Source organism: Bradyrhizobium sp. BR 1432 (genome assembly GCF_051547705.1).
Taxonomy (GTDB): domain Bacteria; phylum Pseudomonadota; class Alphaproteobacteria; order Rhizobiales; family Xanthobacteraceae; genus Bradyrhizobium; species Bradyrhizobium zhanjiangense.
This window is the reverse complement of the sequence record NZ_JBPUGF010000005.1, coordinates 55,873-77,269: the sequence shown is the minus strand read 5'-3', so window position 1 is coordinate 77,269 and position 21,397 is coordinate 55,873. Positions and strand designations below refer to the sequence as shown.

Sequence of the window (21,397 nt, the reverse complement as noted above, 5' to 3'; positions counted from 1 at the left end):
CGTATTGCTAAGGTTAACTTACTACCCAGTGAACCTCCTCGCAGCACCTTCTTCGAAAATGTGTGGCGTCCACCGAGCTGATATCCCATGGCGTCGAAGCTCAACGAACGAGCCACGCCCTGTGTTCCATGCGAATGCATCTCCCTTGCTCTGAAGGCTCGCCAGCGCCTTGCGAGCCGTCATGCGGCTCACGGAAAAGCGTTCCGCGACTTTGGTGTCTGAGGGGAGTTGCCTGTTGATGTCGAAATGCCCGCTTAGGATTTCTTGCTTCAGCGTTTCTGCGATGAAGCGCCACCGGGGCCTCCAAAGCACCGGAGTCGGTTTTGGCCACCTCGAGAGGACCATCGCCCTTATCCATTTTGTATCCATTCTGTGTCATCAAGTTGTCATCTCAACTCGTATATACGAGTTAACACCGTCAAGGTCGAGTCCGCTGGCCAAAAACCAAGCGGCAGCTCTTCCGGGTGTTGGAATTCGTGATGGGGGCTTGCCATGACATCTCAAATTATGACGCGTCGCAGTTTCACTGGTTTGATCGGTGCCGCTGCCCTGTCAACGGCGTCAAGTCCGTCCATAGCCCTGCAAGGCCGACCGCGCCGGGGTGGGCGCGTGCGGGTCGTTCTGCAGGAGACGGCTTCCTCGTCATTGCTTGACCCAACGAAAGTCGCGTCCTGGGCCGTCTGATTTCGCCTATGAGCTGGTCGGAGCTCGCCTGGTTAACGTCGACTCGCATCTTCAACCCGTCGCGGCCCTTGCGGAAAGTCGGGAAGCCGCCAACGGCCAAGTGAATGACTGGATCTTTCGCCTGCGCCGGGGCGCCGAGTTTCATAACGGCAGATCTGTCACTGCCCAGGATGTGATCTACAGCGTCAATCGATTGCGCGATCCAGCTGCGCAATCGCCTTTGCGCGTGCTCCTTGATCACGTCGAGCGATATCCTTGCTGAGGATGCGCAGACGGTCCGCTTCAGGCTTGCGCGTTTCGACGCCGACTTCCCGTTGCTGCTCGCGCAGGATCGCTTCCATATCTTCCCCGAGGGGTATTCCAGCTTTGACAGGCCGCTCGGAGCGGGTGCTCTTCATCGCCAGTGGACTCGATCCAGCTGGCGTCAACACGTACCGCCGAAATCCCAATTTTTGGGACAGTGGCAAGCCATACCTTGACGAGGTCTCCTTTCAAGGCAACCAGGATGCAATCGCACGCGTTTCGGCTCTGCTCGCTGGCGACGTCGACGCCGTCCAGACAATCAGCTTCGCACTGGCCAAACGCGTGGCCGACGTGCCCGGCCTTGAGGTTGTGTCATCGCCGAGCGGTGTGCACAACGTGGTCGCGATGCATGTCGATAAGCCGCCGTTCGATCGCATCGAGGTGCGCGAGGCACTAAAGTATCTGTTCGACCGTTCCCTTCTCCGCGACAAGCTTTGCTCGGGGCAAGCGAGCATCGGCAATGATCATCCCATTCCTCCCTTTAGTCCGTTCTCATCATTCGGAATTGCCTGTCAGATCTTACGATCCCGATCGCGCGCGGACGATGCTTCGCCAAGCGGGTGCCGATCTCGGTCAATTCGTTTTGCACGCCTCCGACGCCGTAACGCCCAATGTAGCCGTCGATCTGGCGCAGGTCTTCGCAGGCACGGCGCGCAAAGCCGATATCAATGTACAGGCCCGGCGGGATCCCGTTGCCGGCTATTGGGACAATATCTGGCTCAAGGAGCCCTTTATGGTGGGTGGTTGGAGCACGCGCTACACACCCGATGCGCACGCCGCGCGTCGCGTATCGATCTGACGCCAAATGGAACGAGACGCGGTGGAAGCGACCCGAGGTCGACCGCATGATGGACGAAGCGGTCGCCACGACTGACTTTGCTCGTCGGCGCATGTTGTACTGGGGGATCCAAGAGGCAATCCACAAGGAGGGCGGGGCAGCCATTCCGCTCTTCTTCAATCAGCTCGATGCCAAGGCAAACTACGTCAAAGGCGTTGCACCGTCACCGCTCGGGGCGCTCAAAGGCGGGGCCTTCTCCGAGATTTGGCTCGATCGCAACGGTTGATCTGCCATGGGAGAGCCAACACCACACGAGGTGCCTAAACGCGCGCATTCAGGGCCTACCAGCGCGTGGCCATTTTGGCGCGGCGCGCTTACGCGTCTCGCCATTCTGATCGGTGCATCCGCCCTGATCTTTCTCGCAACCGCAGCCATTCCGGGGGATTTCGTGACGGAGCTGCTCGGCCAGGACTACACGCCCGAGCTCGCTCAACATATGCGCGTTGACCTCGGCCTCGACCGCAACATTCTTGAACGCTACCTCCTCTGGCTCTCTGCCTTCCTGACCGGCGATATTGGCCGGTCGTTCACGATGCGTACCGGCGTCTGGGAAGTGGTCGCGCCTAGACTTCAAAATACCCTCGCTCTCGGCGCCATGACGCTTCTGTGGTTTCCGGTTGCGGTCGCGGCGGGGCTCGGAGTGTTTACGGCCGGCCGACGCGCGCAGCGCTTATTTCAGCTTCTCGGCGCAAATCGTGTATCTGCACGCCCGAATTTTTAATCGCCTACATCTTCATCTATGTGTTCGCGGTAGAGCTCAGGCTTTTGCCGGCGGTTTCACGCGTTGCACAGGGCAGCCTCTTCCTCGACCAGCTCCGCCTGCTCATTCTGCCGAGTGCTTGTTTGGTGTGGGCATGGTAGCCTATGTCGGGCGGATGGTGCTCGCGCTGCTCGCCGAAGAGGAGCGCAAGGACTATTTCGAACTCGTTCGCCTTAAAGGTTTTGGCCGGTGCGAAGCCGCGCTACGCTACGCACTGCCCGCGATTGCACCGTCAATCCTCAATCTTGCGCTGATTTATTCCGCTTATCTGCTCACGGGCGTGCTCGTGATTGAAGTCGTTTTCGGGTTTGCAGGGCTTGGTGATCTCACTGTGTCCTCGGTCGTGTGGCGTGATATTCCCGTGCTGCAGTTTTGCGCGATGCTGATCACCAGCATGTATACGCTGCTCTATTCATTGTCCGATTTCGTAAGCGGCCGCTTCGTGGCGAGGTCTGCGCTGTGACCGACGTCCTGCAAATCCGTGATCTCGCCGTAGAGATTGCAACTTCAGACAGGGCCGTGAACCGTATCTGGGCCCTCAATGCCGCTTTTGTGGGTGGTCGCCTCTATTCCATCATCGGGCCGTCCGGCGTAGGCAAGACAAGCCTGTGCCTGGCGCTCATCGGCTGGCAACGTCCGAATCTTCGTATAATCGGCGGCGACGCCTCCTTTCTGGGGCAGTCACTCATCCACATGGCGGCCCGTGATCGGCAGATGCTTTGGGGGCGGGACATCCTCTATGTTCCGCAGTCGTCCGCTACAGCCCTCGTTCCGACCCGTGGCGTGGTCGATCAACTCGCGACCTTTCCCAGGGATACAGGTGCACAACGCATCGAGCGCAGACGCCAGCTTCGCAAAGCCTTCGAGCGACTCGACATTCCAGGATTCGACGAGAACCGCTATCCCCACCAATATAGCGGAGGCCAGATCCAGCGTATTCTCGATTGCCAGCCTGTTCTGCACTGCACCGCGACTTGTCATTCTGGATGAGCCAACGTGCTCGCTCCAACCGGAGCTGAAGAGCACCGTCATGACCGCTATCAAAGCCCGTCTTCAGGAGATCGGCGCAGCAGGCATTGTTGTTACTCACGAGCTTGAATTTTTCGGAGACTTGTCAGATGGAACAATTGACCTAGCCCGGCATCTGACGCGACCGCTTCCCGCCACAACGACAGCAAGAGCAAGAGAGCGCTCGACGCAGGAGATCATTCCGATGGTCTCGTCTTTGAACACGCAGAAATCACCGCCGGGACGTGCTGTGCCGCTCGCTGTCGACCGATTGAGCGTGCGCACAGAAGGTGGACGCGCGCTTGTCGTCGATGTGTCGTTCCGGCTTGGTGCTGGCAGCTGCATCGGTCTCGTCGGCCCATCGGGCGCCGGCAAGACGACCGTGCTCCGTGCGCTTCTCGGTCAGCATCGTGACTCCTCGGGGCAGGTTTTGGTCGGAGAATGCCGTCTGCCTCTCCACTACTCGGCGCGCACGACTGCCGAGAAACGTCTGTTCGAATACGTCCCTCAATCGGTTCGGCTCCATCTCAATCCGGCACTCTCGATCGGTTATCTGATTGCCCGCAGATTGCGCCAGGCAGACCGTGTCGACAACGCCAACGAGGCGGTAAAGGTGCTCGACTCGATTTCTCTTCCCGCCGACTATCTGCTCAAGCGTGTCTCGGAGCTTTCGGGAGGCGAATGCCAACGGCTTGGGATCGCCCTGGCCATAGCGGCACGGCCACGTATTCTTCTCCTTGACGAGGTTACAGCATCGCTCGACCCAGCCAATAGCGCTTTCGTTGTGGAGCTGTTGCGCAAGCTGCGTGATGAGCGTTCGGTTAGCATGCTTTTTGTTTCACATCAGCCCGATATGGTAGCGCGGCTTGCCGACGACGTCATCGAAATGCGGTCCGGACACGTGCTCTCCTCGGGGATTAGCGTCGACTTGGGATCGCTTCCCGCCGCGATGTCGAGCCGGCCCGCCGCTCTCGAGCAGGCGCACTCTGTTGCTCGGAGTTACCCATGAGGATCATCGTTTTCGCGATCTTCTCGCTTGTTCTCTTAATCGCGCCCTCTTTAATCGATGGTAGACCGGCAGAGCTTTATGGGGCCGAGCGGTTCGAGACACCATCCGCGGTACACCTTCTTGGAACGGATCACCTCGGGCGAGATCTCCTGACCGAGACGCTCACGGCCGGTCGTGAGACCGATGCTCGATTGCCACAACTGCGGCGCTCATCGCCTTTTGTCTCGGCCTCGGTCTCGCGGTGCTCGCCGGACTAAGAACTGGCCTCGGCGGCACGGTCCTTGCGCGATCGATGGATGCGCTGATCGCAATTCCAGGGCTGATTGTTGCCTTCGTCCTGATCGCGGCCCTCGGATCGAGTACGGCAAGTCTGATCGCTGTGATCACAGTGGTCGAATTTTGCCGCGTGTTCCGATCTCGACGTGTGCCCGTGGCTCAGGTCATGGCCCAGCCCTTCGTCGAGTTCTCACGTATTCGCGGCGAGGGCATCGGCTACATCATCTCTCGTGACGTCTGGCCGAATATCCGGGGTGACGCTGCGATGGAGCTCGTAAATCGCGACGCGTGCTTGCTTGATGTTCCTGAGCGCGCTCAGCGTATTGGGCCTTGGTGCGCAGCCCCCGGCAAGTGATTGGGGCACTCTGATCAAACTCGACGCAGCGGGTCTTATTTTTGGTATCCCCTGCGCCCATTCTTCCTGGCCTATTCATTCTCACTACGTCGCTGCTTGCCCTATGGACCGTGGGCGAGGAGCGTCTCACCGTGTCCCGTAACCCATCCTGAAGCTTAGAAACCGGCATGACAAAACTGTTCTTTCATTCTTACGGCCTGCGCTATCACTATCGTTACAAGCCAGGTTTTGACGTCTTCTCGTCGATCGATATCGCGGCCGAGCTAGGCTTCGACGGCATCAACGTATCGGCTCACTTTCCAGGGTATATTGAACTCTCTGGGCGCGAGCCCGATCATCTTCGAAAGGTGCGACGTCATCTTGAGCACCGCGGCCTACTTATCGACATCGAGACGCGCGGGACTGATGTCGCGCATCTAAGCGACTGCCTCGCCATGGCTGCTAACGTCGGTGCCGGACACCTCAGGACCTACACGAAAGGTTCGTCTGACCGCCGCCAACGCGTGAGTGAGGCCAAGAGGAGCTTATCCCAAGTCAGTCCGATCGCCGAGCGGGTGGGCATTCCTGTTCTCCTCGAGAACCACGAAGATTTGTGCGGAGCCGAGGTCGCGGAGATCCTCTCTTCGGTCAACAGCCCCTGGATCCGAGCACTGTTCGATTATGTGAATTCGATACTCTTTTTTGAGCATCCGTGTCACGCTCTTGAAGCAATGCAGCCCTGGGTGTGCTCCGCGCATCTCAAGGATTGCGTGCTGTTGCCTCCGCTGCGCGGCAGCGGGGAGGGAACGCTGCTTGGCGTGCCGATCGGTGCTGGCGTAGCACCCGTCGCAGAGCTGACGCAAAAGCTTGTAGAGCTCTCGGCATCGGCCGTATCTCCTTTGAAAACACGTGGTCTTATCGCGCCCCAATGCGCGACCAACGCAACGCCGAAGAATGCCCTCTTGCTTGGGCAGATCCTTCGGAACTTCCCGCTGGTTGGACGATCGAGGCCACCGAATTGGCCCAGTCCGACCCGGCTAGGGTCGTTGAACTCGAGATGCAGGCGCTTGATGACTCCCTGCGCTGGCTGAGAAATCAAAGCTGTGGGGGCCGGCTTGACGACAGCAAACGCCCCCAAGGCGTAACCCTCGTGATGATCGCGGGCGCTCAGGATAGGTGGCTAGTGATGGTTACGTAGGTGGTCGATAGGCCGAACCGTTCAGGACTTGAAGACAATGAACGGACAGCGGCAAAGGTGTAGGTTCGATATGCTCCGCACGACCATCGAACCTCCGCGCCTCGCGCCGGGCCGTCGATGAACCCTCGCGAAAACTGGCTCCTCATGGATGCTGATTGCCCGATGCTTCCACAACGTCAGCGGCGGCTGGCCGCGCAATATACCCGACCCAACACGTTTCATAAGAGCAGGACACGATGACCAGACGGACAAAGGTGATTTCGATAATGGTGGACGGCGTGAGCGCCGACACTTTCGAGAAGCATGAAGCGCGATTTCCGAACATTTCTCAAATTAGCGCGTATGGGATTGCGTGTGCGCCGCCTGCGGTCGACCATACCGTCCACCTCCGTTCCTGGACGTTCGACGATGCTGACTGGGGTGGGCGCGGAAATTCATGGTATTTATGGCAATCACATCTTCAAGGAAGGAATATTCGTGGCGCCTGCCCCTTCCGATCTGCGTGTACCAACCATTGCCGGCCGCGCAACGGCCGCAGGCCTGGATGTCGCATGCGTCGGACACGCCATGATCGATCCTAATGACACCGATATCTGTGTATCCGCTTGTTGGATGCGGAGCTTCATCCAAGGCAACCGCTTCATGAAGAGTGTGTCTCAGGCCGCGATCCAGAGCGCTCGTTCGATCCGCGATCCGAAAGGAAGGCGTAACGCGCGCCGGCGTGGTCGGTCAGGAGGTCTATGTCGGGCCAGAAGATGACACCCCAGCCTTGTTCTCAGGATTGGCCGGCGATCTCTTTACGATAAAGGCAGTCGCCGCGCTTGCGGTATCTGAGATGCCGCCTGATCTTGTGCTCACCGAGATCAATGACGCCCGATACTGCGCAGCATTTTCACGGTTACGACTCCCAAAGCGCAATCTGGTCGATTCGAACTTGCCGATATGATGATCGGCAGCCGATGAACGAACTCGAACGCAAAGGTCGACTTGGCGAATACGCGATAGCGGTCGCGAGTGATCATGGGCACGGCGCGGTGGAGTTGGCGATCCATCCCGACGCCATTCTCGGCGACATGATCTGGATGACTGAGGGCGCGACGCTCCATGTGGCAGTAGCAAGTGACGAGGAACGGAAGAAGGCGGTACGCCTGCTCGAGCCGGTACGGTGCGAAGCCCTGGAACGAGGACCACATACCTCGCGACATCCGGAGCTCAATCGCGACATTCGTTGCCCCTCCTCGTCAAGCCTTTGAGGAATGGGCGAAGAAGGCCGACGGAGTTAATCCGCCGCAGCCGACCGGAAAACCGCGTTACGTCTCGACACACGGATTTCGGCCGGGAACAGCCGGCGATGATCGCATGTTTGTGCTGGCAGGTCCTGGGGTTGACTCGAGAACTATTGAGTTCGCGAGCGCGAACCAGTTCGCGCCGACCATTGCACATTCGCTGGGTATCCCTACCAGCAACTTTCCGGAGGTCTCCCTCCTGTCGGACTAAGCGCCTCCATCGATTCGTATTAAATCGAGTTCGACGATGTGACCCAAGAACAGAGCAATCTATCGACGCTTCCTCAGCTTGGCAGCCACCTCGTGCGGCCCAGGATGCGCTCCGTTGTCAAGAACGCGATCCTGGCGAGACTCCCTCTGCAGGAGCTCGCGGCTATACGCGGATATTTGGAGCCGAGAGCTCTGAGAGAGCGGATGGTTCTGCAAGAGCCAAAAAAGAACTTTGATTACGTCTATTTCATAGAGTCGGGCCTCGTCTCGCGGCCAAGGATTATCACTGGAGCAAATATCCTTGAAAAACGGCGCTGCATAGGATTTCGCGGAGCGATCGGCGCTTCCGTCGTGTCCGGACGCCATCTTTCAACGTATCAGCTTGTTCGCGTCTTCTTCCCGGGAGCTGCCCGCAGGATGCGCGTCAAGGATTTGCATCGGGTCATGATCGATTGCCATGAGCTCCTTGAGACCGATCTCTCGGTATGTTGAGGTGCTCAATTTGCAATGCGCCGCTAGACAGGGTTCGTGGCGTGTGGCACAAGCGAGACAAACGGCTAGCGAGCTGGTTGTGCCTAGCGAGCTGGGCTGCCGACACGGATGCGCTTCCAATCACTCATGATTATCTTTCATCTGTCTTGGGGATCGCCTTGGCTGGAATAACCGAGACTTTAAACCAATTCGCCGACCAACATCTTATTCGCAAGATGCGCGGCATGTCGCAGATCGATGAACGCGAGCGCCTCGAGCAAAGGGCATGCACCTGCTACAAGCTTGTCGCAGAAGCGTATGCTTCGTCTGGATCCGCATTTTCGCGGAAGAAGCGCCGACTAACAACGTCGCTCTAGGCGTGTTTGTCTCTTATCTCCCGGTCATAGACGAATAGTGCAGCAATGGCGCCTCTGCGGGGCGCGTACTCGCCTGCGCGTGTGCGGCGCCCGTGTGTAGCTCTTCGACCAACAGCTTTAGCTTCTTTTCAACACGAAGGCGCGTGCATGAAACGATCGTCGGATCGTTAAGTACGAAGCATACAGTTATGAGGCGACGAGACACACAAGCGAGGTTGCGTGATGGATGGGGTCCGTTTCCTACGGAGTTTGTGCGCCGATAACGAACGCGATCTGGCAATGTAATGAGGCGAGGAGCGGAATGGTCCGCACCGCGACGCTCACTGGTTCAATCGGTCAGGTGGCGTTCGACGAAATCCCCTAAGTCGAGAGTGATGAGGCGAGGTAGTTGCTCGCGTCGATATGCGCGCGCGACCATCTTTGGGCGAAGCAATTGGAGGACTGTTATGAGCTTCATGAAGAGCGTTTTGCTGGTTTGGTATTGGGTGGTCGCTGTGGTCCAAGCGCAGGAGCTGATCTTCCTTTGAAGGCCAAGCCGGTCGAGTACGTGAAGGTTTGCTCGTTGTATGGAGCCGGCTTCTATTACATTCCCGGACTACATGTGCATCAGATTCGGAGGTTATCTTCGTGCTGAAACAACGCTGGGTACAAGCTACCATTTTGACGCGGCCAGTAACGGCGTAGGTGGCGCTCGTAATCGCCTGAGCTCATGATTATAGCGCGCGCAGTCGGGCGAAGGATCCCTTATTGATACACGCACCGCGACCGAGCTCACATGGCTGACCTTCTTCGATGGGGGCTTCACCTGGACAACTGGTATGATTGAGGAGCCGTAAATACCTGCAACGAATGGTGGGACAGCGTACACTTCGTCACTCAGTTCTGCGATAGGCGCTGGTGGGCTGGGCGTCTGGAATGCCTTCATCCAGTTTGCTGGGTTCACTGTTCCGGCAAGACGCAGTCGCAGTTCAGTTCGCCTTGGAGCGCGTATCCCGGGAACAATATCGAACTGCCAGGCGGAGGCGGCTGGGAGCGGGTGAACCAGCTCACCTACACCGCGGATCTTCGGGCTGCAGGCATTACCGCCTCCTTCTCGGCTCAGGACCAAGTCGTCAATTACACAACCAACATTTGGAATGTGAGCGGCGCGACAGCGGCCGGGCTAGCCGCTGGCGTGTACGTACGGTGCCGACGACATCGGCGGTACGCGCGCTCCAGATCTCGTCGCGATGCTTCGTGTTGACCAGGCGTGGGGACTCTTCCAAGCATCGTTGGCTGCTCACGACAACCATGCTGCCTATTATGGCGCGACTGAGGTTACCGGCCATCCGGGCGACAAGCCGGGCTGGGCTGGTCAGCTGGCATTGTCGATCAAGAATATTCCGACGGGTCCAGGTGACACTCTCGACATCCCAAGGCGTCTATACGAACGGTGCGAGCCGCTACAACTTCGAGAGCGATCTATTCGACCACCTACGCGATGTACCGGTGGCACCAGTATTCCAGGTGCTTACAAGAGTCTGGGCCTTGCTGGTGTTTCCGACTCCCGTGTTCGTAACTGGTTCCGGCCAGGAGTTGATCACCACCTATGGCTTGAACGGCGCCTACACCCACAATTGGGACACTCGTTGGAATACGGCAGTCTTCGGTGCGTGGGCGGCCGTGCGATACAACAACACCGCCAAGGGCTACATCTGCGGCGCGTTCGTCACGACTCTTGCTTTGTCAAGCGGTGGTGCCGGCTGCAATCCCGACTTCAACTATGCAGTTGTTGGTACAGATCGACCGCTGGACCCGGTCAAGAATCTCACCTTCTCGGCGGAATTTGCTTACATGATGCTCGACCAGAAATACGCGAGCGGAAGCACTGTGACGCTGCCATTACAGGCCGGTATCGCTAAGCCAAGCGCTGCCTACGAACTTAAAGATCAGAACAGCCTCGTGCTGCTGCTGCGCGCTCAGCGCGATTGGTAAACCACATCGAACTAGCGAAAGGAGAAAAGCAAGGACTCTAGAGATCAACGTCTAACCTCCAAGAAGGCTTTCGGCATGCCCGCCGGAGGCCTTCTCAACGTAAATCCATTGCTCCCAGTAAAATCGCTTCGCAGCGGCCATACACGCCCGCGTAACCATGCGCTGGCCCTTCTTCGCTAGGATCTCCGATCTTATCATCAAGAAGGCCGATACTAAGAGATCACCTGGCAACCGGTGCGACTGCCGTGAGACTTCAAAGCATGAGACGTATCAAGAGCTTTCTTCCAAAATCTGGCCTTGTACTGGCGTGGAGCTCAGGCTTCATCGGCGCAAGGATGATCAATCCGGGAGAGTCGCTCTACTTGGTCCTGTTCTGGAGGTTCGCTCTAGCCGCAGTTATGTTCTCTCCATGGTTAAGCCTGACATTGATGCGAGGTGGGACCCTGCGCGACGTTGCGAAGCAAGCCTGTCTTGGCTTCTTAGCAATGTTCTGTACCGTCACTTTTGCCATTAAGGCTGTCGCGTCAGGTCTGCCGGCTGGAACGGCAGCATTAATTACTGCGCTGCAGCCCCTTGCAACCGCCATCTGCGCCGGGCCTGTACTGGGTGAACGGATCTCTTCCAGACAGTGGGTCGGATCTATCATTGCTCTTGCAGGCGTAGCACTAGCTACAGAAGGGGCAACAGGGCAAGCTTCGCCTTGGGCGTATGGACTGGCGGTAGCAGCCACTCTATGTCTTGTTTCCGCGACGCTTATTTCAAAGCTGAGTTTGAACTCTATGCCTATATTGTCGGCGTTGGCCGTACAAAGCGCAGTCTCAGCACTTTGTACGCTTCCCTTGGCCATTGCGGACGGAGGGCTCGCTCCTCACATGACGGCGCAATTTGTCACGGTGGTCCTGTGGTTCGTGATTGTCTCAACCGCTGCGGGTTACGGGCTTTACTGGTTCTGCCTTCAGGAAAACGCGGCAACTGACGTTGCAGGCCTGATCTACCTTACTCCGTCAGTTACCGCGGCTTGGGCGTACGTTATGTTTGGAGAACCGACGACATTGAAAGCGACTCTCGGATATCTTGTATGCGTGATAGGTATACTTATTGGGACCAGTGCGTTCGCAAGCAAACTAAAGCTGATCAAAAAGAAGGATACCATGTCTTTCAAATGATCGATTTCCAGAGTCTTCCTTTCGGCGGGGTGGCGGTCACGCCAGCTGTGGCGATGCTAAGGCTAAAAGCGCCGATCTCTTGCGTGCAGAAGGGACCAGCCAGTGTTTACCTTTCCAGAAGTGGGCTTTCGGGAGAACCGATGAACGTCGACCAGATCGAAGGCGCTGTCGATTCAAAGATTCTGGCATCCGACCGGAGCTTGTGAAAATAGCTCCGGTGCTCGCCGACCAAGCGCCGTTCCTCTCGGTTCAGCCTGGCCGGTGGCGGCCGGACGACCGTATCGCGGTCCAATTCAAGGATTTTGAAGTAGCACAACCGGCGATCGCGGCGTGGCCGAGTGGGCCAAGGTCACGGGAGAAAAAGCTTCTCGTTGGCCTTGACCCGATCCATTCTCTGCAGACGGAATACTTCTTCGACGGAGACAATGTCGCGGTTGACGTTGTGGATCCCGCGATCCTTAAGGATTTGTGCGAACACGTCCTTCATCGCCGTGACCGACGCGCGGATTGCATGATTGCCGTAGATGACCACGGCGATCCTGCCGAGTGCCTTAATCCGCTCCTCATTCATTTCCGGATAGGCGGTCGGCACGATCACAATTGGCGCCTTACCATTCCATGCCCGCACAAAACTTACGATCTCGTCCGGGGTCTTCTGCTTGGAGTGGATGAGGATCATATCTGCGCCGGCTGCTTCGTATGCGAGCGCTCGCCTGAGAGCTTCTTCCTCCCCGAGCCCGGCGATCAACGCCTCGGTACGGGCGACGATCAGAAAATCGGGATTGGATGCGTGGCAATCGCAGCTCGGAGCTTGCCTTGGAACTCCTCTACCCGAACCAATTCCTGGCGGCCGTCGGCGACGAGGCTCGTCACCTTCGGAAAGCTCTTATCCTCGATCACGACAGCGTCGGCGCCGGCCCGTTCGTATTCGGTGATGGCATGGATGACATTGATCGCGTTGCCGTAGCCGGTATCAATGTCGGCGACGATCGGAAGAGCCGTACGGCCGGCAATCGCTCGCACCATCTCGAGATGTTGTGTCATGGAGATCAGGCTCACGTCCGGCAGGCCGTAAAGTGCCGACAATTCGAAACCCGAGGCCCAAAGACCGTCGAGATCCGGCTTCCTCTACGAGCATCGCTGAAAGTGGGCTGTGGGCTGCCATAATGCGCAGCAGGCCTCTTTCGGCCAGGCGGCTGCGGAGTCGTTGCGCAAGGGGCATCAGCAAATCTTTTCAGAAGCGGCGGTAGGGCCCGCGAAAGATAACATCAGAAAGCGATCGCTCTGTAACCTGCCGAATCTGATAGGCTGCGCCACGCCCGCGCCTCGGGCGTAACTCACAGTCAGAGTCGCAGTACGCATCAGGACAGGACATTGACGTCGCGCCAGCACCGAAAGTCGGAACTGACTCGGGTGAGCGCACCAGCTATGCCAAGACGTTCCTCGCGGCTACTGGTGCAAATGTTGTCCACTGCGGCAGCCACGCCTGCTAATGTGCCGCCTAGGGACACATTCACGTGCCCTGCACGGACTTCTTTTTGCGATGCGATCACTCGTACATGCGTGCGCGCATTGGACGAAGCACGAAAATCGCCCAATCGATTTCGCAACCGGCGATAAGGCGAAGTCACATCATCATGCCGCTGCAGCCCATCATCATCGGCATGCCCATCATCGACAAGTCCATGGGCATCATGCCGCCGCACGTCATCGGGTTCGTCATGCCACCCATTATCTTGGGCAACGGCATCGTCTGCATCGCGGTATTCATCTTCAATCTCCCAATTTCAGAGTCAGGAACGAACTCGTTTGCCCAAAATCGCGGATAAATCTCACTGCTGAATTCGCAAAAGATGAAAGGTTTTCTCCGGCGCTTTCCTCCAAGAAAGACGGAATCAGTATCGGCGAAACTCATCTAGACGGACAGGATATTGAAATAATCATCCGTTAAATTGGTTGTGAGCCTGTGCATCTTCACGATCGAGATGCCGTCACTGACGAACACCCCTTCTAAGTTGCAGGCGATGGCTGACAAGATATTCTCCGACTACGGTCGCAGAAACGCGTTCTAGGATGACATCGACCACAAACGTCTTCAGCCGTGCAAACCCGTCATCACGCCGCCTCGAAGCGTTTTGGGAACAGGCCGTGCTCGACGAACTCGTCGACAGGCGTACGCGGGCTCGGCTGCTCGCGCTGCAGGAGAGTTGGAGCCAGGTGCGCACCATCGCCCTTGCGACCGACCGCGATCGCGATCTCGACATTGAATCCATTGGGCACGCCAAGGTCCGTGTGCGCCTTGTCGACGTCGAAGCCGCTCATGCCGTGCGCAGCCCAACCGCCAATCGCAGCCTGGTTGGCGAAATTCGGCCATGCAGCGCCCGCGTCGAAGGAATGGGTTCGGGAGAACTCGGGCCTCCGTCTTGCCCGGTGCCGTGAACTCCTTCTTCGAAATCAGGTAGATCAGTGCTGCCGCATGTTGGGCCCAGCCTCGATTGAAATCGATCAGGGGAGCGAGAAAGGCGTCAAACGCCGGCTGGCCTCTCAGGGCATAGAGGAAACGCCATGGCTGCGAGTTGTAGGCAGAGGGCGCCCACCTGGCAGCCTCGAAAAACGTCCGCAATTCGCTCTCCGGTATTTGCTCATCGGAAAATCCCCGGGGAGACCAACGATCGATGAATATGCGCTCTGCTGGGTGCTCGGCGGCTCGGTCCGTACGCTGCAGAATCCGGGCTGTCACAATATTGTCTCTCTCATTCCCCGAGGTGCATGTGCATCGCGGGATCACGCTCAAGAGCAGATATCACAGTCCGTCCAGTCCTGGACACATGCCGCGCGCGACGAAGGTCAAGTTTGGTAGGAATGCTCTGCGCGGGGGAAATCTTCGAGAACCGCATTTCTGGATTGGCTGCACGGAGGGCAATTCCTTGCATGTGCGAGTACCTGCAAAGCGGCCTCCCGGTGCCACGCTGGCTCCGCTGTAGCCGCTCTAGCTTAATTAGACACCTCGATCGAGCGAGTGCCATCGCCAAGCCATCTCACCGCCGCGGTCACCGTGACGGGAATCGGACCAGGTTTCGGCTTTGGCTTCCTTGGCATGCGCACTTCCCCGACAGCTATTAAAAACAGCAAGACCGTAGTTGTCTAATTCGCTAGACAACGTCGTGCTGCGCAACTATCTGATGTTATGCAAGTTTTTGCGACGCGCCTCGACTGTATTCTTGCTGTCATATCTTTCGCCTATCGAAGCCACCGCATGCAATTCGATAGAGGTGCAGCACGATGGCGAAGATCGAGCTTAGCGGCATCCGCAAGCAATTCGAGACAAATGAGATCCTGAAGGGGATCGACCTCGAAATTGAACACGGCGAATTCATCGCGCTTATCGGCCCTTCCGGCTGCGGCAAATCAACTTTATTGCGCATCATCGCCGGCCTCGAGAGCCAGGACGCCGGACATGTACAAATCAATGGCGCTATCGTCGATGGTGTGCGCCCGAGCGCGCGCAATCTCGCGATGGTGTTTCAGTCCTATGCGCTATATCCGCATCTATCTGTCTACGACAACATCGCCGTGCCCCTGCGCATGCGCCGGCTGTCAACGCTGCAGCGTCTCCCGCTGCTCGGTCAATTGTTCCCGAACGTCACCGCACCGAACGCCGAATTCGCGAGGACGTCGAGCGCGTTGCCGCTCAGCTCGAAATCACACAGCTCCTGAAGCGCAAGCCAGACAGACTGTCCGGCGGTCAGCGCCAGCGCGTTGCAGTGGGTCGCTCCATCGTCCGCGATCCGGTCGGCTTCCTGTTCGACGAACCGCTTTCCAATCTCGATGCCAAGTTGCGGGTGCACATGCGCGCCGAGATCGCGCAATTGCATCGCCGGCTGCAGAGCACCTTCATCTACGTCACCCACGATCAGGCCGAAGCGATGACCATGTCGAGCCGCATCGCGGTCATGATTGATGGCCGCATCGTGCAGATCGGCGCGCCCGCGGCCGTCTATGACGATCCGCGCGATCTGCGCGTTGCCGAATTCGTCGGCAGCCCGAAGATCAACGTGCTGTCCAGGCGCGAATGGCAGTGACGGAGCGTTGTCCGCGCTCGGACATCCGCTCCGTTTGGCGACGTCATCTGCGACCACCCCAGCGCTGCACGATCGGTGTACGGCCCGAACGCATCCGGCTCGGTCAGAGTGCTGATCGATTCTGCGGAACAGTGGTGCCGTATCGAGAATCTTCGGCGCTGAAGCTTTCGTGCACATCAAGCACGGTAGCGTCGTGCTTCCTATCGTCGCGCGCGTCGACCACGACCGCCCGCTACCTGTTATCGGCAGTACGGTGTCATTTTCTTTTGGGGCGGACGCCGAGTACGGGCGTTCAATGCTCAAGGCCGCCGAATCGACACCGGGCTTGCGACCGACCGGAGACAGATGCAGGAGGTGGCCCTTGGCTGACGTCATCGTGTCCCCCGCCAGCCCCTGCCACCAGCACCGAATCCGCGTTGCAGGGACGCTGCATTAGCCGCGCAGGCGCGGCGCTGGCGATGTCGGCGCCCGCCGTCATGCTCATGCTCCTAATACTGATCGGGCCGGTCTGCGCCGTGATCGCGCTGTCGTTCACTGACTACCAACTCGGCGCACCGAGCCTCGCCTGGATCGGTCTCGCCAATTACGAGGGAGATGCTGGTCTCGATCCCGTTTTCGGGATCGCCCTCAGCCAATACGGTGGTTTATGTCGCAATCGTCGTACCGGTCGCTGTCGGCCTCGGCCTCGGCGTCGCGCTGCTCATCGAGAGTGCCGCCAGCCTGCGGAGCTTGTATCGCACCATCTACTTTCTGCCGGTAATGGCGACGCTGATCGGTATGTCGATCGTCTGGGAGTTGGTCGTCATCCGCAGTTCGGCCTGATCAACGCCATGCTGAATGGCGTCGGCGTTCGAAGGCTATAGCTGGCTGCAGGACCGTCGCACCGCGCTCTATGCGCTATGCGCAATCGGCGTCTGGCAGGCGCTTCGGCTTCAACATGGTGCTGTTCCTGCGCAGGAGAGATCAGCGTCGATTCCGCGCCATACTGCTACGATGCCGCTGAGATCGACGGCGCGCGCGGAGTGGCTGGGCGCGCTTCCAGCTCGTCACCTGGCCGATGCTCGGGCCGACGACAGCTGTTTGTCGCCGTCATCACCGCGGCGGATTCGCGGCTTTCAGGTATTCGACACCGTGCGCGTCCTCACCAGAGTGGCCCCTCCAAGTCGACCGAGGTGCTGATCCATCGCATGTATGTCGAAGGGTTTGAATTCCTCCGCTCTGGATACGGCGCGGCGTTCAGCCGTCGTCTTCCTCGCTTTCGTGCTGCTGCTCACGCTCGTCAAGGCAGGTCGCCGGCCGCTGGGTGCATTACTCATGACACGGTCTCGCTCATTGGTCTGGCCGGCGCTCCGCCATGGCCTACTTCTGCTGGGCGCAGTGATCATGCTGCTACCGTTCATTTGGATGATCTCGACGGCATCAAAGCCCAAGACCGAGATATTCACGACCAACGTCCATTTGATCCCCTACAGCTTCGCGCTGTGGGACGATCTTATCACGGCGTTCAGTAAGGCGCCGCTCGCCCGTTTCCTGCTCAACGGCATCATCGTCACCGCCTCGATTTTCGTATCTGCAGGTGCTGGTGGCGCTGCCGGCCGCTTTACTCGCTCGCCAAGCTGCGCTTTGTCGGCCGGATGCGCTGTTCGCGCTGGTGCTGTTCTGCCTCCTCATTCCGCCGCAAGCCACCGCGATTCCGGTATTCCTCCTCCTGCATTATCTGGCGGCAACTCGACAGCTATGCAGCCCTGATCGTGCCTTTTACGATCTCCGCCTTCGGCATCTTCCTGATGCGGCAGTTCTTCGAGCTGCCGGACGATCTGATCGACGCCGCGCGCCTGGATGGCATCAGCGAGTTCGGTATCGTCTGGCGCGTGATGCTGCCGACCGCTATTCCGGCACTCACCGCGTTCGCCATCTTTTCGGTGGTCGCGCACTGGAACGACTATTTCTGGCCGCTGATCGTGCTCACCAGCGAGCATCTGCGTACGCCGCCGCTAGGCGTTGCTGCGTTCCGCGACGAAGGGCGGCTCGACTACGGCCCGTTGATGGCGGCTGCGATCGTCATCATCGCGCCGCTCGTCATCGCATTTCTGTTCGCCCAGCATCGCTTCATCGAAGGCGTCGCGCTGACCGGCATCAAGTAATCAGACGTCCACAGGAGATCACCATGTTCAAGAAGTCTGCCGCCGCAGCAGTTGTGCTGTTTGCCGGCATTGCCACTGCGCAGGCCCAGAGCCCGATCGAGGTTACTCTGCAATATCCCAACCCTGAGCTGTTTGCGGGGACGCACAGAAGATCGCCGAGGAATTCGCCAAAGTGCATCCTGAGATCAAGGTCACTATGCGCGCTCCCTGCGATTCCTACGAAGATGGAACGCAGCGCACACTGCGCGACGCCATCACCAACCAGATGCCGGACGTCACCTTCCAGGGCCTTAACCGCATCCGCGTGCTCGTCAGACAAGAATATTCCTGCGCCGCTTGACGACTACATTGCTGCCGAAAGGGATTTCGACAAGCAAGGCTTCCACCAGGCCATGTATGACATCGGCAGTGCCCACGGCAGGGTCTACGCTCTACCTTTCGCGATCTCGCTGCCCGTAGTCTATGTCAATGCCGACCTCGCCAAGAAGGCCGGCGCCGACATCGATAATCTGCCGATCACATGGGATGGTCTGATCGATCTCGCCAAGAGGATCAAGGCGGTGACACCGGATGCAACGGCATCACCTACGTCTGGGACATGACCGGAAATTGGCTGTGGCAGGCACCGGTGTTCGCCCGCGGCGGCACGATGCTGAATGCCGACGAGACCAAGGTGGCGTTCGACGGTCCGGAAGGTCAGGCGGCAATTCGCACGCTGGCGCGTATCGTCACCGAAGGCAATACGCCCAATCTTGACCAGCCCGCCAGTCGCGCCGCTTTTGCCGCCGGCAAGACCGGGATCCACATCGCTTCGACTTCGGATCTCAACAAGATCACGCAGATGATCGATAGCAAGTTCAAGCTGAAGACCATTGCCTTCCCGGACGTCATCGCTCCGAAAGGCCGGTTGCCCGCCGGCGGCAACGTCGTCATGATCACAGCCAAGGACAAGGTGAAGAGCGACGCGTCCTGGGAAGTCGTGAAGTTCTGGACCGGCCCGAAGGGCGCGGCGATCATGGCCGAGACCACCGGTTACATTCCGCCCAACAAGTTAGCCAATGACGTTTATCTCAAGGACTTCTACGTCAGGAATCCAAACAACTACACGGCCGTGAAGCAGTTGCCGCTGCTCACCGGCTGGTACGCCTTCCCCGGCGAAAATGGTCTGAAGATCACCGACGTCCTAAAGGATCACATGAATAGCATCTTCTCCGGCGCGCGTGCCAAGGATCCCGATGCCGTGCTCGCCGACATGGCGACGGACGTCCAGAAGCTGCTGCCGAAATCGGTCGGAGCGTCGAAGTAATGCCCTTTCCTGCGGAGCGCGCCGCGCTCCGCAGTGACCCGTCAATCGGCTCTTTCAGTATCCACGCGAACAAGGCCGACGTAGACCTCGAAACTGTCAAAGCCTGATCCGCGACTTTGTGTTTAAGTAGCTGTAACGGCTGACCAACCTTTTGGCGTTCCACAACGTCGCTCAGACCATTGTTTTTGTATTAAGACCTCCGGCCAATCGGGACTCGGATTAATCATGACACAACCGACCAAGCCCATTCGACCTAAAATCGTGGAGACAGTCATTCATCCGACCGCAAACCTGCGTGCCTCGAGCGTAGGCCGCTGCTGCGAAATTCTTTCAGAAACATCCCTCCACAATGCCGAGCTTGGTGACTTCTCTTACCTCGGGCCGCGCTGCATGGTCGGCGACGCTGTGATTGGCCGGTTTTGCGCTATCGCCGCAGATGTCAGGATTGGCGCGCCAAATCACCCGATGACGCGTCCATCGCTCCATCGTTTCTCTTACTGTCCGGAGTATTACGTCTCAGGCGCTGCCCGCGATCAAGCCTTTTTCGACAAGCGTAAGGCCGACCGCGCGATCATCGGAAACGATGTCTGGATCGGCCACGGGGTCATCGTCCTGCCTCGTGTCACGGTCGGGAACGGCGCAGTCCTCGCTGCAGGTGCCGTAGTCACCAAGGATGTCGAACCGTACACCATCGTCGGGGGAGTTCCTGCGAAGTTCATTCGAGAGCGGTTTAGCCGGACGGTGGCGAGCAGACTAACGGCAATTGCGTGGTGGGATTGGCCGTTCGAGACGATCATGGCGCGGCTTCAGGATTTCCAGTCCAGCGACATTGAAGCGTTCTGCGAACGCTGGTCGAATTGCGATGCGGTCTAGCGGCGTCATCTTGTTAGGCGTCGTCGTTGGCTGGAGGATGCCATGCGCGCGACGGCGCCTGTTAGGGCTCTGCAAAGCTTTGATGTAACAACGCGTACGATGAACTCCGCGAGAGGCAATCGGTGAGTGATCTAGCGCGTAGGTATGCCGCGAGCCGTCAGCTCCATGAACCTTGAGCAGACTCAAAGAATGATTCCACAAACCTTAGTCGTTTCTTGTCCAGTGACGTGACGATGTAAGTCCTGAAAATCAACACTGAGCTCGTCAATCGGCATGTAGGTGAGCTCGTCTGCGGGAAACATGCTGTCGTTGAGGATAATGCCGATACCAATGCCGTGGAGAACCGCCTCCTTGAGGACGGGATAGGTCGTCATCCCGATGACGTTCCCCATGCTGATCTTGTTGTCTCGGCAAGCTCTTTGCACTTCCCGGAGCGTCAGTGAGCCATTCTCGGTCAGAACAACACGTTCTTGCGCAAGTTCGGCCAGCTTTAGGCTTTGCCTTTCGGCAAGTGGATGTTCCCGCCGCAAAAGAGCCATGAGGCGCGTCGTGCTGAGCTTGGCGTGGTAAAGACTTGCGATGTCCTCCGGCTCAGTCACGATCGCAATATCGACATCACGTGCTGCGAGCCGCTCCTGGGCCACCCTCCACGTCGCCAGTGAGAATTCCACCCTCACCGCGGGAAAGCGACGGTTGAATTCTGCGATGACAGGCATTGCCGGACGCGGTGCGTTGGCGATGACCGTCAGATGGCCGGTTGACAGATCGCTGTAAGCATCGAGTTTTTCCGCAACCAGTTGCTCCAGAACCCGCACGCGGTCGGTGAGCGCGAACAGCTCTTCGGCTGGCTTTGTCGGTTCGAGCCCGGTGCGATAGCGGATGAAGAGCGTTGTCCCCATGCGTTGCTCGAGCTTGGCAAGGTGCTGGGTGACGGCAGACTGCGTGATGCCGAGAACGGCAGCTGCCTCTGAAACGCTCTTCTGCCGGAAAACCTCGGTAAAAGCTGCAATCTGGTGAGCACTGATCTTCATGAGCTTCCCAAGCGTGCTGTTTTTCCCATTAGCGGAACTAATATCAATACATCTCGGCGTCAACAAC

At 58.3% G+C, this 21,397-nt stretch carries 28 protein-coding genes and 6 pseudogenes; 28 read left to right on the top strand and 6 right to left on the bottom strand.

Annotated elements, in window-relative coordinates; translation table 11 throughout:
• Window positions 1-21: 21 nt before the first annotated feature.
• The gene (locus ACSKB8_RS45215) at window positions 22-345 is read right to left on the bottom strand and encodes a GntR family transcriptional regulator (RefSeq protein ID WP_438111891.1); all 324 of its coding nucleotides are present in this window, start codon (window positions 343-345) and stop codon (window positions 22-24) included.
• A 256-nt stretch (window positions 346-601) separates the two neighbouring features.
• Here ACSKB8_RS45215 and ACSKB8_RS45210 point away from each other — a divergent pair, with 256 nt between their 5' ends.
• Window positions 602-946 carry an ABC transporter substrate-binding protein gene (locus ACSKB8_RS45210; protein WP_438111876.1) on the top strand — a complete coding sequence of 115 codons (345 nt, stop codon included), beginning with the start codon at window positions 602-604 and terminating at the stop codon, window positions 944-946.
• Here ACSKB8_RS45210 and ACSKB8_RS45205 read toward each other — a convergent pair.
• Window positions 870-1,082 carry a hypothetical protein gene (locus ACSKB8_RS45205; RefSeq protein ID WP_438111894.1) on the bottom strand — a complete coding sequence of 71 codons (213 nt, stop codon included), beginning with the start codon at window positions 1,080-1,082 and terminating at the stop codon, window positions 870-872. The genes ACSKB8_RS45210 and ACSKB8_RS45205 overlap by 77 nt on opposite strands.
• On the opposite strand from ACSKB8_RS45205, the pseudogene ACSKB8_RS45200 reads away from it, so the two are divergent.
• The 19 genes and pseudogenes from ACSKB8_RS45200 to ACSKB8_RS45110 form a co-directional block, all read left to right on the top strand.
• Window positions 1,072-1,422, top strand: a pseudogene (locus tag ACSKB8_RS45200) (ABC transporter substrate-binding protein); the annotation flags it as partial. The gene ACSKB8_RS45205 and the pseudogene ACSKB8_RS45200 overlap by 11 nt on opposite strands.
• A 25-nt stretch (window positions 1,423-1,447) precedes the next feature.
• Entirely contained in the window at window positions 1,448-1,786 is a 339-nt protein-coding gene (locus tag ACSKB8_RS45195) for a hypothetical protein (RefSeq protein ID WP_438111893.1), read from the top strand.
• A 46-nt stretch (window positions 1,787-1,832) separates the two neighbouring features.
• A complete protein-coding gene (locus ACSKB8_RS45190; protein WP_438111875.1) occupies window positions 1,833-2,051 on the top strand; it encodes a hypothetical protein in 219 nt (72 codons plus the stop codon).
• Between the two features lie 6 nt (window positions 2,052-2,057).
• Window positions 2,058-2,546: a hypothetical protein gene (locus ACSKB8_RS45185; RefSeq protein ID WP_438111874.1), complete on the top strand. Its 489-nt coding sequence runs from the start codon at window positions 2,058-2,060 to the stop codon at window positions 2,544-2,546.
• Between the two features lie 133 nt (window positions 2,547-2,679).
• Window positions 2,680-3,048, top strand: a complete 369-nt coding sequence (locus tag ACSKB8_RS45180) for an ABC transporter permease subunit (protein WP_438111873.1) — start codon at window positions 2,680-2,682, stop codon at window positions 3,046-3,048.
• A complete protein-coding gene (locus tag ACSKB8_RS45175) occupies window positions 3,045-3,575 on the top strand; it encodes an ATP-binding cassette domain-containing protein (protein ID WP_438111872.1) in 531 nt (176 codons plus the stop codon). The genes ACSKB8_RS45180 and ACSKB8_RS45175 overlap by 4 nt, the downstream gene beginning before the upstream one ends.
• 40 nt (window positions 3,576-3,615) lie before the next feature.
• Window positions 3,616-4,602 carry an ABC transporter ATP-binding protein gene (locus tag ACSKB8_RS45170; RefSeq protein WP_438111871.1) on the top strand — a complete coding sequence of 329 codons (987 nt, stop codon included), beginning with the start codon at window positions 3,616-3,618 and terminating at the stop codon, window positions 4,600-4,602.
• A 190-nt stretch (window positions 4,603-4,792) separates the two neighbouring features.
• Window positions 4,793-5,233, top strand: coding sequence for an ABC transporter permease subunit (locus ACSKB8_RS45165; RefSeq protein ID WP_438111890.1), 441 nt, complete (start codon window positions 4,793-4,795; stop codon window positions 5,231-5,233).
• Window positions 5,234-5,400: 167 nt separating this feature from the next.
• The gene (locus ACSKB8_RS45160) at window positions 5,401-6,303 is read left to right on the top strand and encodes a sugar phosphate isomerase/epimerase family protein (protein ID WP_438111870.1); all 903 of its coding nucleotides are present in this window, start codon (window positions 5,401-5,403) and stop codon (window positions 6,301-6,303) included.
• A gap of 410 nt (window positions 6,304-6,713) precedes the next feature.
• The gene (locus ACSKB8_RS45155; RefSeq protein WP_438111869.1) at window positions 6,714-7,169 is read left to right on the top strand and encodes an alkaline phosphatase family protein; all 456 of its coding nucleotides are present in this window, start codon (window positions 6,714-6,716) and stop codon (window positions 7,167-7,169) included.
• Window positions 7,170-7,276: 107 nt separating this feature from the next.
• Window positions 7,277-7,663: an alkaline phosphatase family protein gene (locus ACSKB8_RS45150; protein WP_438111868.1), complete on the top strand. Its 387-nt coding sequence runs from the start codon at window positions 7,277-7,279 to the stop codon at window positions 7,661-7,663.
• A gap of 447 nt (window positions 7,664-8,110) precedes the next feature.
• Window positions 8,111-8,398: a hypothetical protein gene (locus ACSKB8_RS45145; RefSeq protein ID WP_438111867.1), complete on the top strand. Its 288-nt coding sequence runs from the start codon at window positions 8,111-8,113 to the stop codon at window positions 8,396-8,398.
• Window positions 8,392-8,754, top strand: coding sequence for a helix-turn-helix domain-containing protein (locus ACSKB8_RS45140; protein ID WP_438111866.1), 363 nt, complete (start codon window positions 8,392-8,394; stop codon window positions 8,752-8,754). The genes ACSKB8_RS45145 and ACSKB8_RS45140 overlap by 7 nt, the downstream gene beginning before the upstream one ends.
• A 547-nt stretch (window positions 8,755-9,301) precedes the next feature.
• Entirely contained in the window at window positions 9,302-9,388 is an 87-nt protein-coding gene (locus tag ACSKB8_RS45135) for a porin (protein WP_438111889.1), read from the top strand.
• Window positions 9,389-9,664: 276 nt separating this feature from the next.
• Window positions 9,665-9,997 carry a porin gene (locus tag ACSKB8_RS45130; protein WP_438111888.1) on the top strand — a complete coding sequence of 111 codons (333 nt, stop codon included), beginning with the start codon at window positions 9,665-9,667 and terminating at the stop codon, window positions 9,995-9,997.
• Window positions 9,984-10,109 (top strand): annotated as a pseudogene (locus ACSKB8_RS45125) (hypothetical protein); the annotation flags it as partial. The gene ACSKB8_RS45130 and the pseudogene ACSKB8_RS45125, both read left to right, overlap by 14 nt.
• Before the next feature lie 40 nt (window positions 10,110-10,149).
• On the top strand, window positions 10,150-10,728 hold the full coding sequence (locus ACSKB8_RS45120) for a porin (protein WP_438111865.1): 579 nt from the start codon (window positions 10,150-10,152) through the stop codon (window positions 10,726-10,728).
• 260 nt (window positions 10,729-10,988) lie between these two features.
• Complete coding sequence (locus ACSKB8_RS45115) at window positions 10,989-11,894, top strand: DMT family transporter (protein WP_438111864.1); 906 nt, start codon at window positions 10,989-10,991, stop codon at window positions 11,892-11,894.
• A complete protein-coding gene (locus ACSKB8_RS45110) occupies window positions 11,891-12,100 on the top strand; it encodes a hypothetical protein (RefSeq protein WP_438111863.1) in 210 nt (69 codons plus the stop codon). The genes ACSKB8_RS45115 and ACSKB8_RS45110 overlap by 4 nt, the downstream gene beginning before the upstream one ends.
• A gap of 143 nt (window positions 12,101-12,243) precedes the next feature.
• Here the strand turns inward: ACSKB8_RS45110 and ACSKB8_RS45105 are convergent.
• From ACSKB8_RS45105 to ACSKB8_RS45095, 3 genes and pseudogenes are all read right to left on the bottom strand, one after another.
• Window positions 12,244-12,953 (bottom strand): annotated as a pseudogene (locus ACSKB8_RS45105) (isocitrate lyase/phosphoenolpyruvate mutase family protein).
• Between the two features lie 568 nt (window positions 12,954-13,521).
• Window positions 13,522-13,665 carry a hypothetical protein gene (locus ACSKB8_RS45100; RefSeq protein WP_438111862.1) on the bottom strand — a complete coding sequence of 48 codons (144 nt, stop codon included), beginning with the start codon at window positions 13,663-13,665 and terminating at the stop codon, window positions 13,522-13,524.
• Between the two features lie 344 nt (window positions 13,666-14,009).
• Window positions 14,010-14,622 (bottom strand): annotated as a pseudogene (locus tag ACSKB8_RS45095) (nitroreductase family protein).
• Between the two features lie 554 nt (window positions 14,623-15,176).
• Between ACSKB8_RS45095 and ACSKB8_RS45090 the strand changes: the two are divergent.
• The 8 genes and pseudogenes from ACSKB8_RS45090 to ACSKB8_RS45055 all read left to right on the top strand — a co-directional run bounded on the left by ACSKB8_RS45090 (window position 15,177) and on the right by ACSKB8_RS45055 (window position 20,299).
• Entirely contained in the window at window positions 15,177-15,611 is a 435-nt protein-coding gene (locus tag ACSKB8_RS45090) for an ATP-binding cassette domain-containing protein (RefSeq protein ID WP_438111861.1), read from the top strand.
• Window positions 15,596-15,652, top strand: a pseudogene (locus tag ACSKB8_RS45085) (hypothetical protein); the annotation flags it as partial. The gene ACSKB8_RS45090 and the pseudogene ACSKB8_RS45085, both read left to right, overlap by 16 nt.
• A 6-nt stretch (window positions 15,653-15,658) precedes the next feature.
• Complete coding sequence (locus ACSKB8_RS45080) at window positions 15,659-15,976, top strand: hypothetical protein (RefSeq protein WP_438111860.1); 318 nt, start codon at window positions 15,659-15,661, stop codon at window positions 15,974-15,976.
• A 594-nt stretch (window positions 15,977-16,570) separates the two neighbouring features.
• The gene (locus ACSKB8_RS45075) at window positions 16,571-16,798 is read left to right on the top strand and encodes a hypothetical protein (RefSeq protein WP_438111859.1); all 228 of its coding nucleotides are present in this window, start codon (window positions 16,571-16,573) and stop codon (window positions 16,796-16,798) included.
• A gap of 492 nt (window positions 16,799-17,290) precedes the next feature.
• Window positions 17,291-18,120: pseudogene (locus ACSKB8_RS45070) on the top strand (carbohydrate ABC transporter permease).
• 23 nt (window positions 18,121-18,143) lie between these two features.
• Window positions 18,144-18,722 carry an extracellular solute-binding protein gene (locus ACSKB8_RS45065; RefSeq protein WP_438111858.1) on the top strand — a complete coding sequence of 193 codons (579 nt, stop codon included), beginning with the start codon at window positions 18,144-18,146 and terminating at the stop codon, window positions 18,720-18,722.
• Window positions 18,719-19,426 (top strand): extracellular solute-binding protein, encoded by a 708-nt coding sequence (locus ACSKB8_RS45060; protein WP_438111857.1) that lies wholly within the window; start codon window positions 18,719-18,721, stop codon window positions 19,424-19,426. Before ACSKB8_RS45065 ends, ACSKB8_RS45060 begins: the two co-directional genes overlap by 4 nt.
• 225 nt (window positions 19,427-19,651) lie before the next feature.
• Entirely contained in the window at window positions 19,652-20,299 is a 648-nt protein-coding gene (locus ACSKB8_RS45055) for an acetyltransferase (protein WP_438111856.1), read from the top strand.
• A 182-nt stretch (window positions 20,300-20,481) separates the two neighbouring features.
• Here ACSKB8_RS45055 and ACSKB8_RS45050 read toward each other — a convergent pair whose 3' ends face one another.
• Window positions 20,482-21,330: a LysR substrate-binding domain-containing protein gene (locus ACSKB8_RS45050; RefSeq protein WP_438111855.1), complete on the bottom strand. Its 849-nt coding sequence runs from the start codon at window positions 21,328-21,330 to the stop codon at window positions 20,482-20,484.
• Window positions 21,331-21,397: the final 67 nt, after the last annotated feature.

Coding starts and splice junctions, on each gene's coding strand:
- ACSKB8_RS45215 (WP_438111891.1), bottom strand. CDS start 345: ATGGTCCTCTCGAGGTGGCCAAAACCGACTCCGGTGCTTTGGAGGCCC.
- ACSKB8_RS45205 (WP_438111894.1), bottom strand. CDS start 1,082: ATGAAGAGCACCCGCTCCGAGCGGCCTGTCAAAGCTGGAATACCCCTC.
- ACSKB8_RS45195 (WP_438111893.1), top strand. CDS start 1,448: ATGATCATCCCATTCCTCCCTTTAGTCCGTTCTCATCATTCGGAATTG.
- ACSKB8_RS45190 (WP_438111875.1), top strand. CDS start 1,833: ATGATGGACGAAGCGGTCGCCACGACTGACTTTGCTCGTCGGCGCATG.
- ACSKB8_RS45185 (WP_438111874.1), top strand. CDS start 2,058: ATGGGAGAGCCAACACCACACGAGGTGCCTAAACGCGCGCATTCAGGG.
- ACSKB8_RS45180 (WP_438111873.1), top strand. CDS start 2,680: ATGGTAGCCTATGTCGGGCGGATGGTGCTCGCGCTGCTCGCCGAAGAG.
- ACSKB8_RS45170 (WP_438111871.1), top strand. CDS start 3,616: ATGACCGCTATCAAAGCCCGTCTTCAGGAGATCGGCGCAGCAGGCATT.
- ACSKB8_RS45160 (WP_438111870.1), top strand. CDS start 5,401: ATGACAAAACTGTTCTTTCATTCTTACGGCCTGCGCTATCACTATCGT.
- ACSKB8_RS45155 (WP_438111869.1), top strand. CDS start 6,714: ATGAAGCGCGATTTCCGAACATTTCTCAAATTAGCGCGTATGGGATTG.
- ACSKB8_RS45150 (WP_438111868.1), top strand. CDS start 7,277: ATGACGCCCGATACTGCGCAGCATTTTCACGGTTACGACTCCCAAAGC.
- ACSKB8_RS45145 (WP_438111867.1), top strand. CDS start 8,111: ATGGTTCTGCAAGAGCCAAAAAAGAACTTTGATTACGTCTATTTCATA.
- ACSKB8_RS45140 (WP_438111866.1), top strand. CDS start 8,392: ATGTTGAGGTGCTCAATTTGCAATGCGCCGCTAGACAGGGTTCGTGGC.
- ACSKB8_RS45115 (WP_438111864.1), top strand. CDS start 10,989: ATGAGACGTATCAAGAGCTTTCTTCCAAAATCTGGCCTTGTACTGGCG.
- ACSKB8_RS45110 (WP_438111863.1), top strand. CDS start 11,891: ATGATCGATTTCCAGAGTCTTCCTTTCGGCGGGGTGGCGGTCACGCCA.
- ACSKB8_RS45100 (WP_438111862.1), bottom strand. CDS start 13,665: ATGAATACCGCGATGCAGACGATGCCGTTGCCCAAGATAATGGGTGGC.
- ACSKB8_RS45090 (WP_438111861.1), top strand. CDS start 15,177: ATGGCGAAGATCGAGCTTAGCGGCATCCGCAAGCAATTCGAGACAAAT.
- ACSKB8_RS45075 (WP_438111859.1), top strand. CDS start 16,571: ATGCTGGTCTCGATCCCGTTTTCGGGATCGCCCTCAGCCAATACGGTG.
- ACSKB8_RS45065 (WP_438111858.1), top strand. CDS start 18,144: ATGTTCAAGAAGTCTGCCGCCGCAGCAGTTGTGCTGTTTGCCGGCATT.
- ACSKB8_RS45060 (WP_438111857.1), top strand. CDS start 18,719: ATGACCGGAAATTGGCTGTGGCAGGCACCGGTGTTCGCCCGCGGCGGC.
- ACSKB8_RS45055 (WP_438111856.1), top strand. CDS start 19,652: ATGACACAACCGACCAAGCCCATTCGACCTAAAATCGTGGAGACAGTC.
- ACSKB8_RS45050 (WP_438111855.1), bottom strand. CDS start 21,330: ATGAAGATCAGTGCTCACCAGATTGCAGCTTTTACCGAGGTTTTCCGG.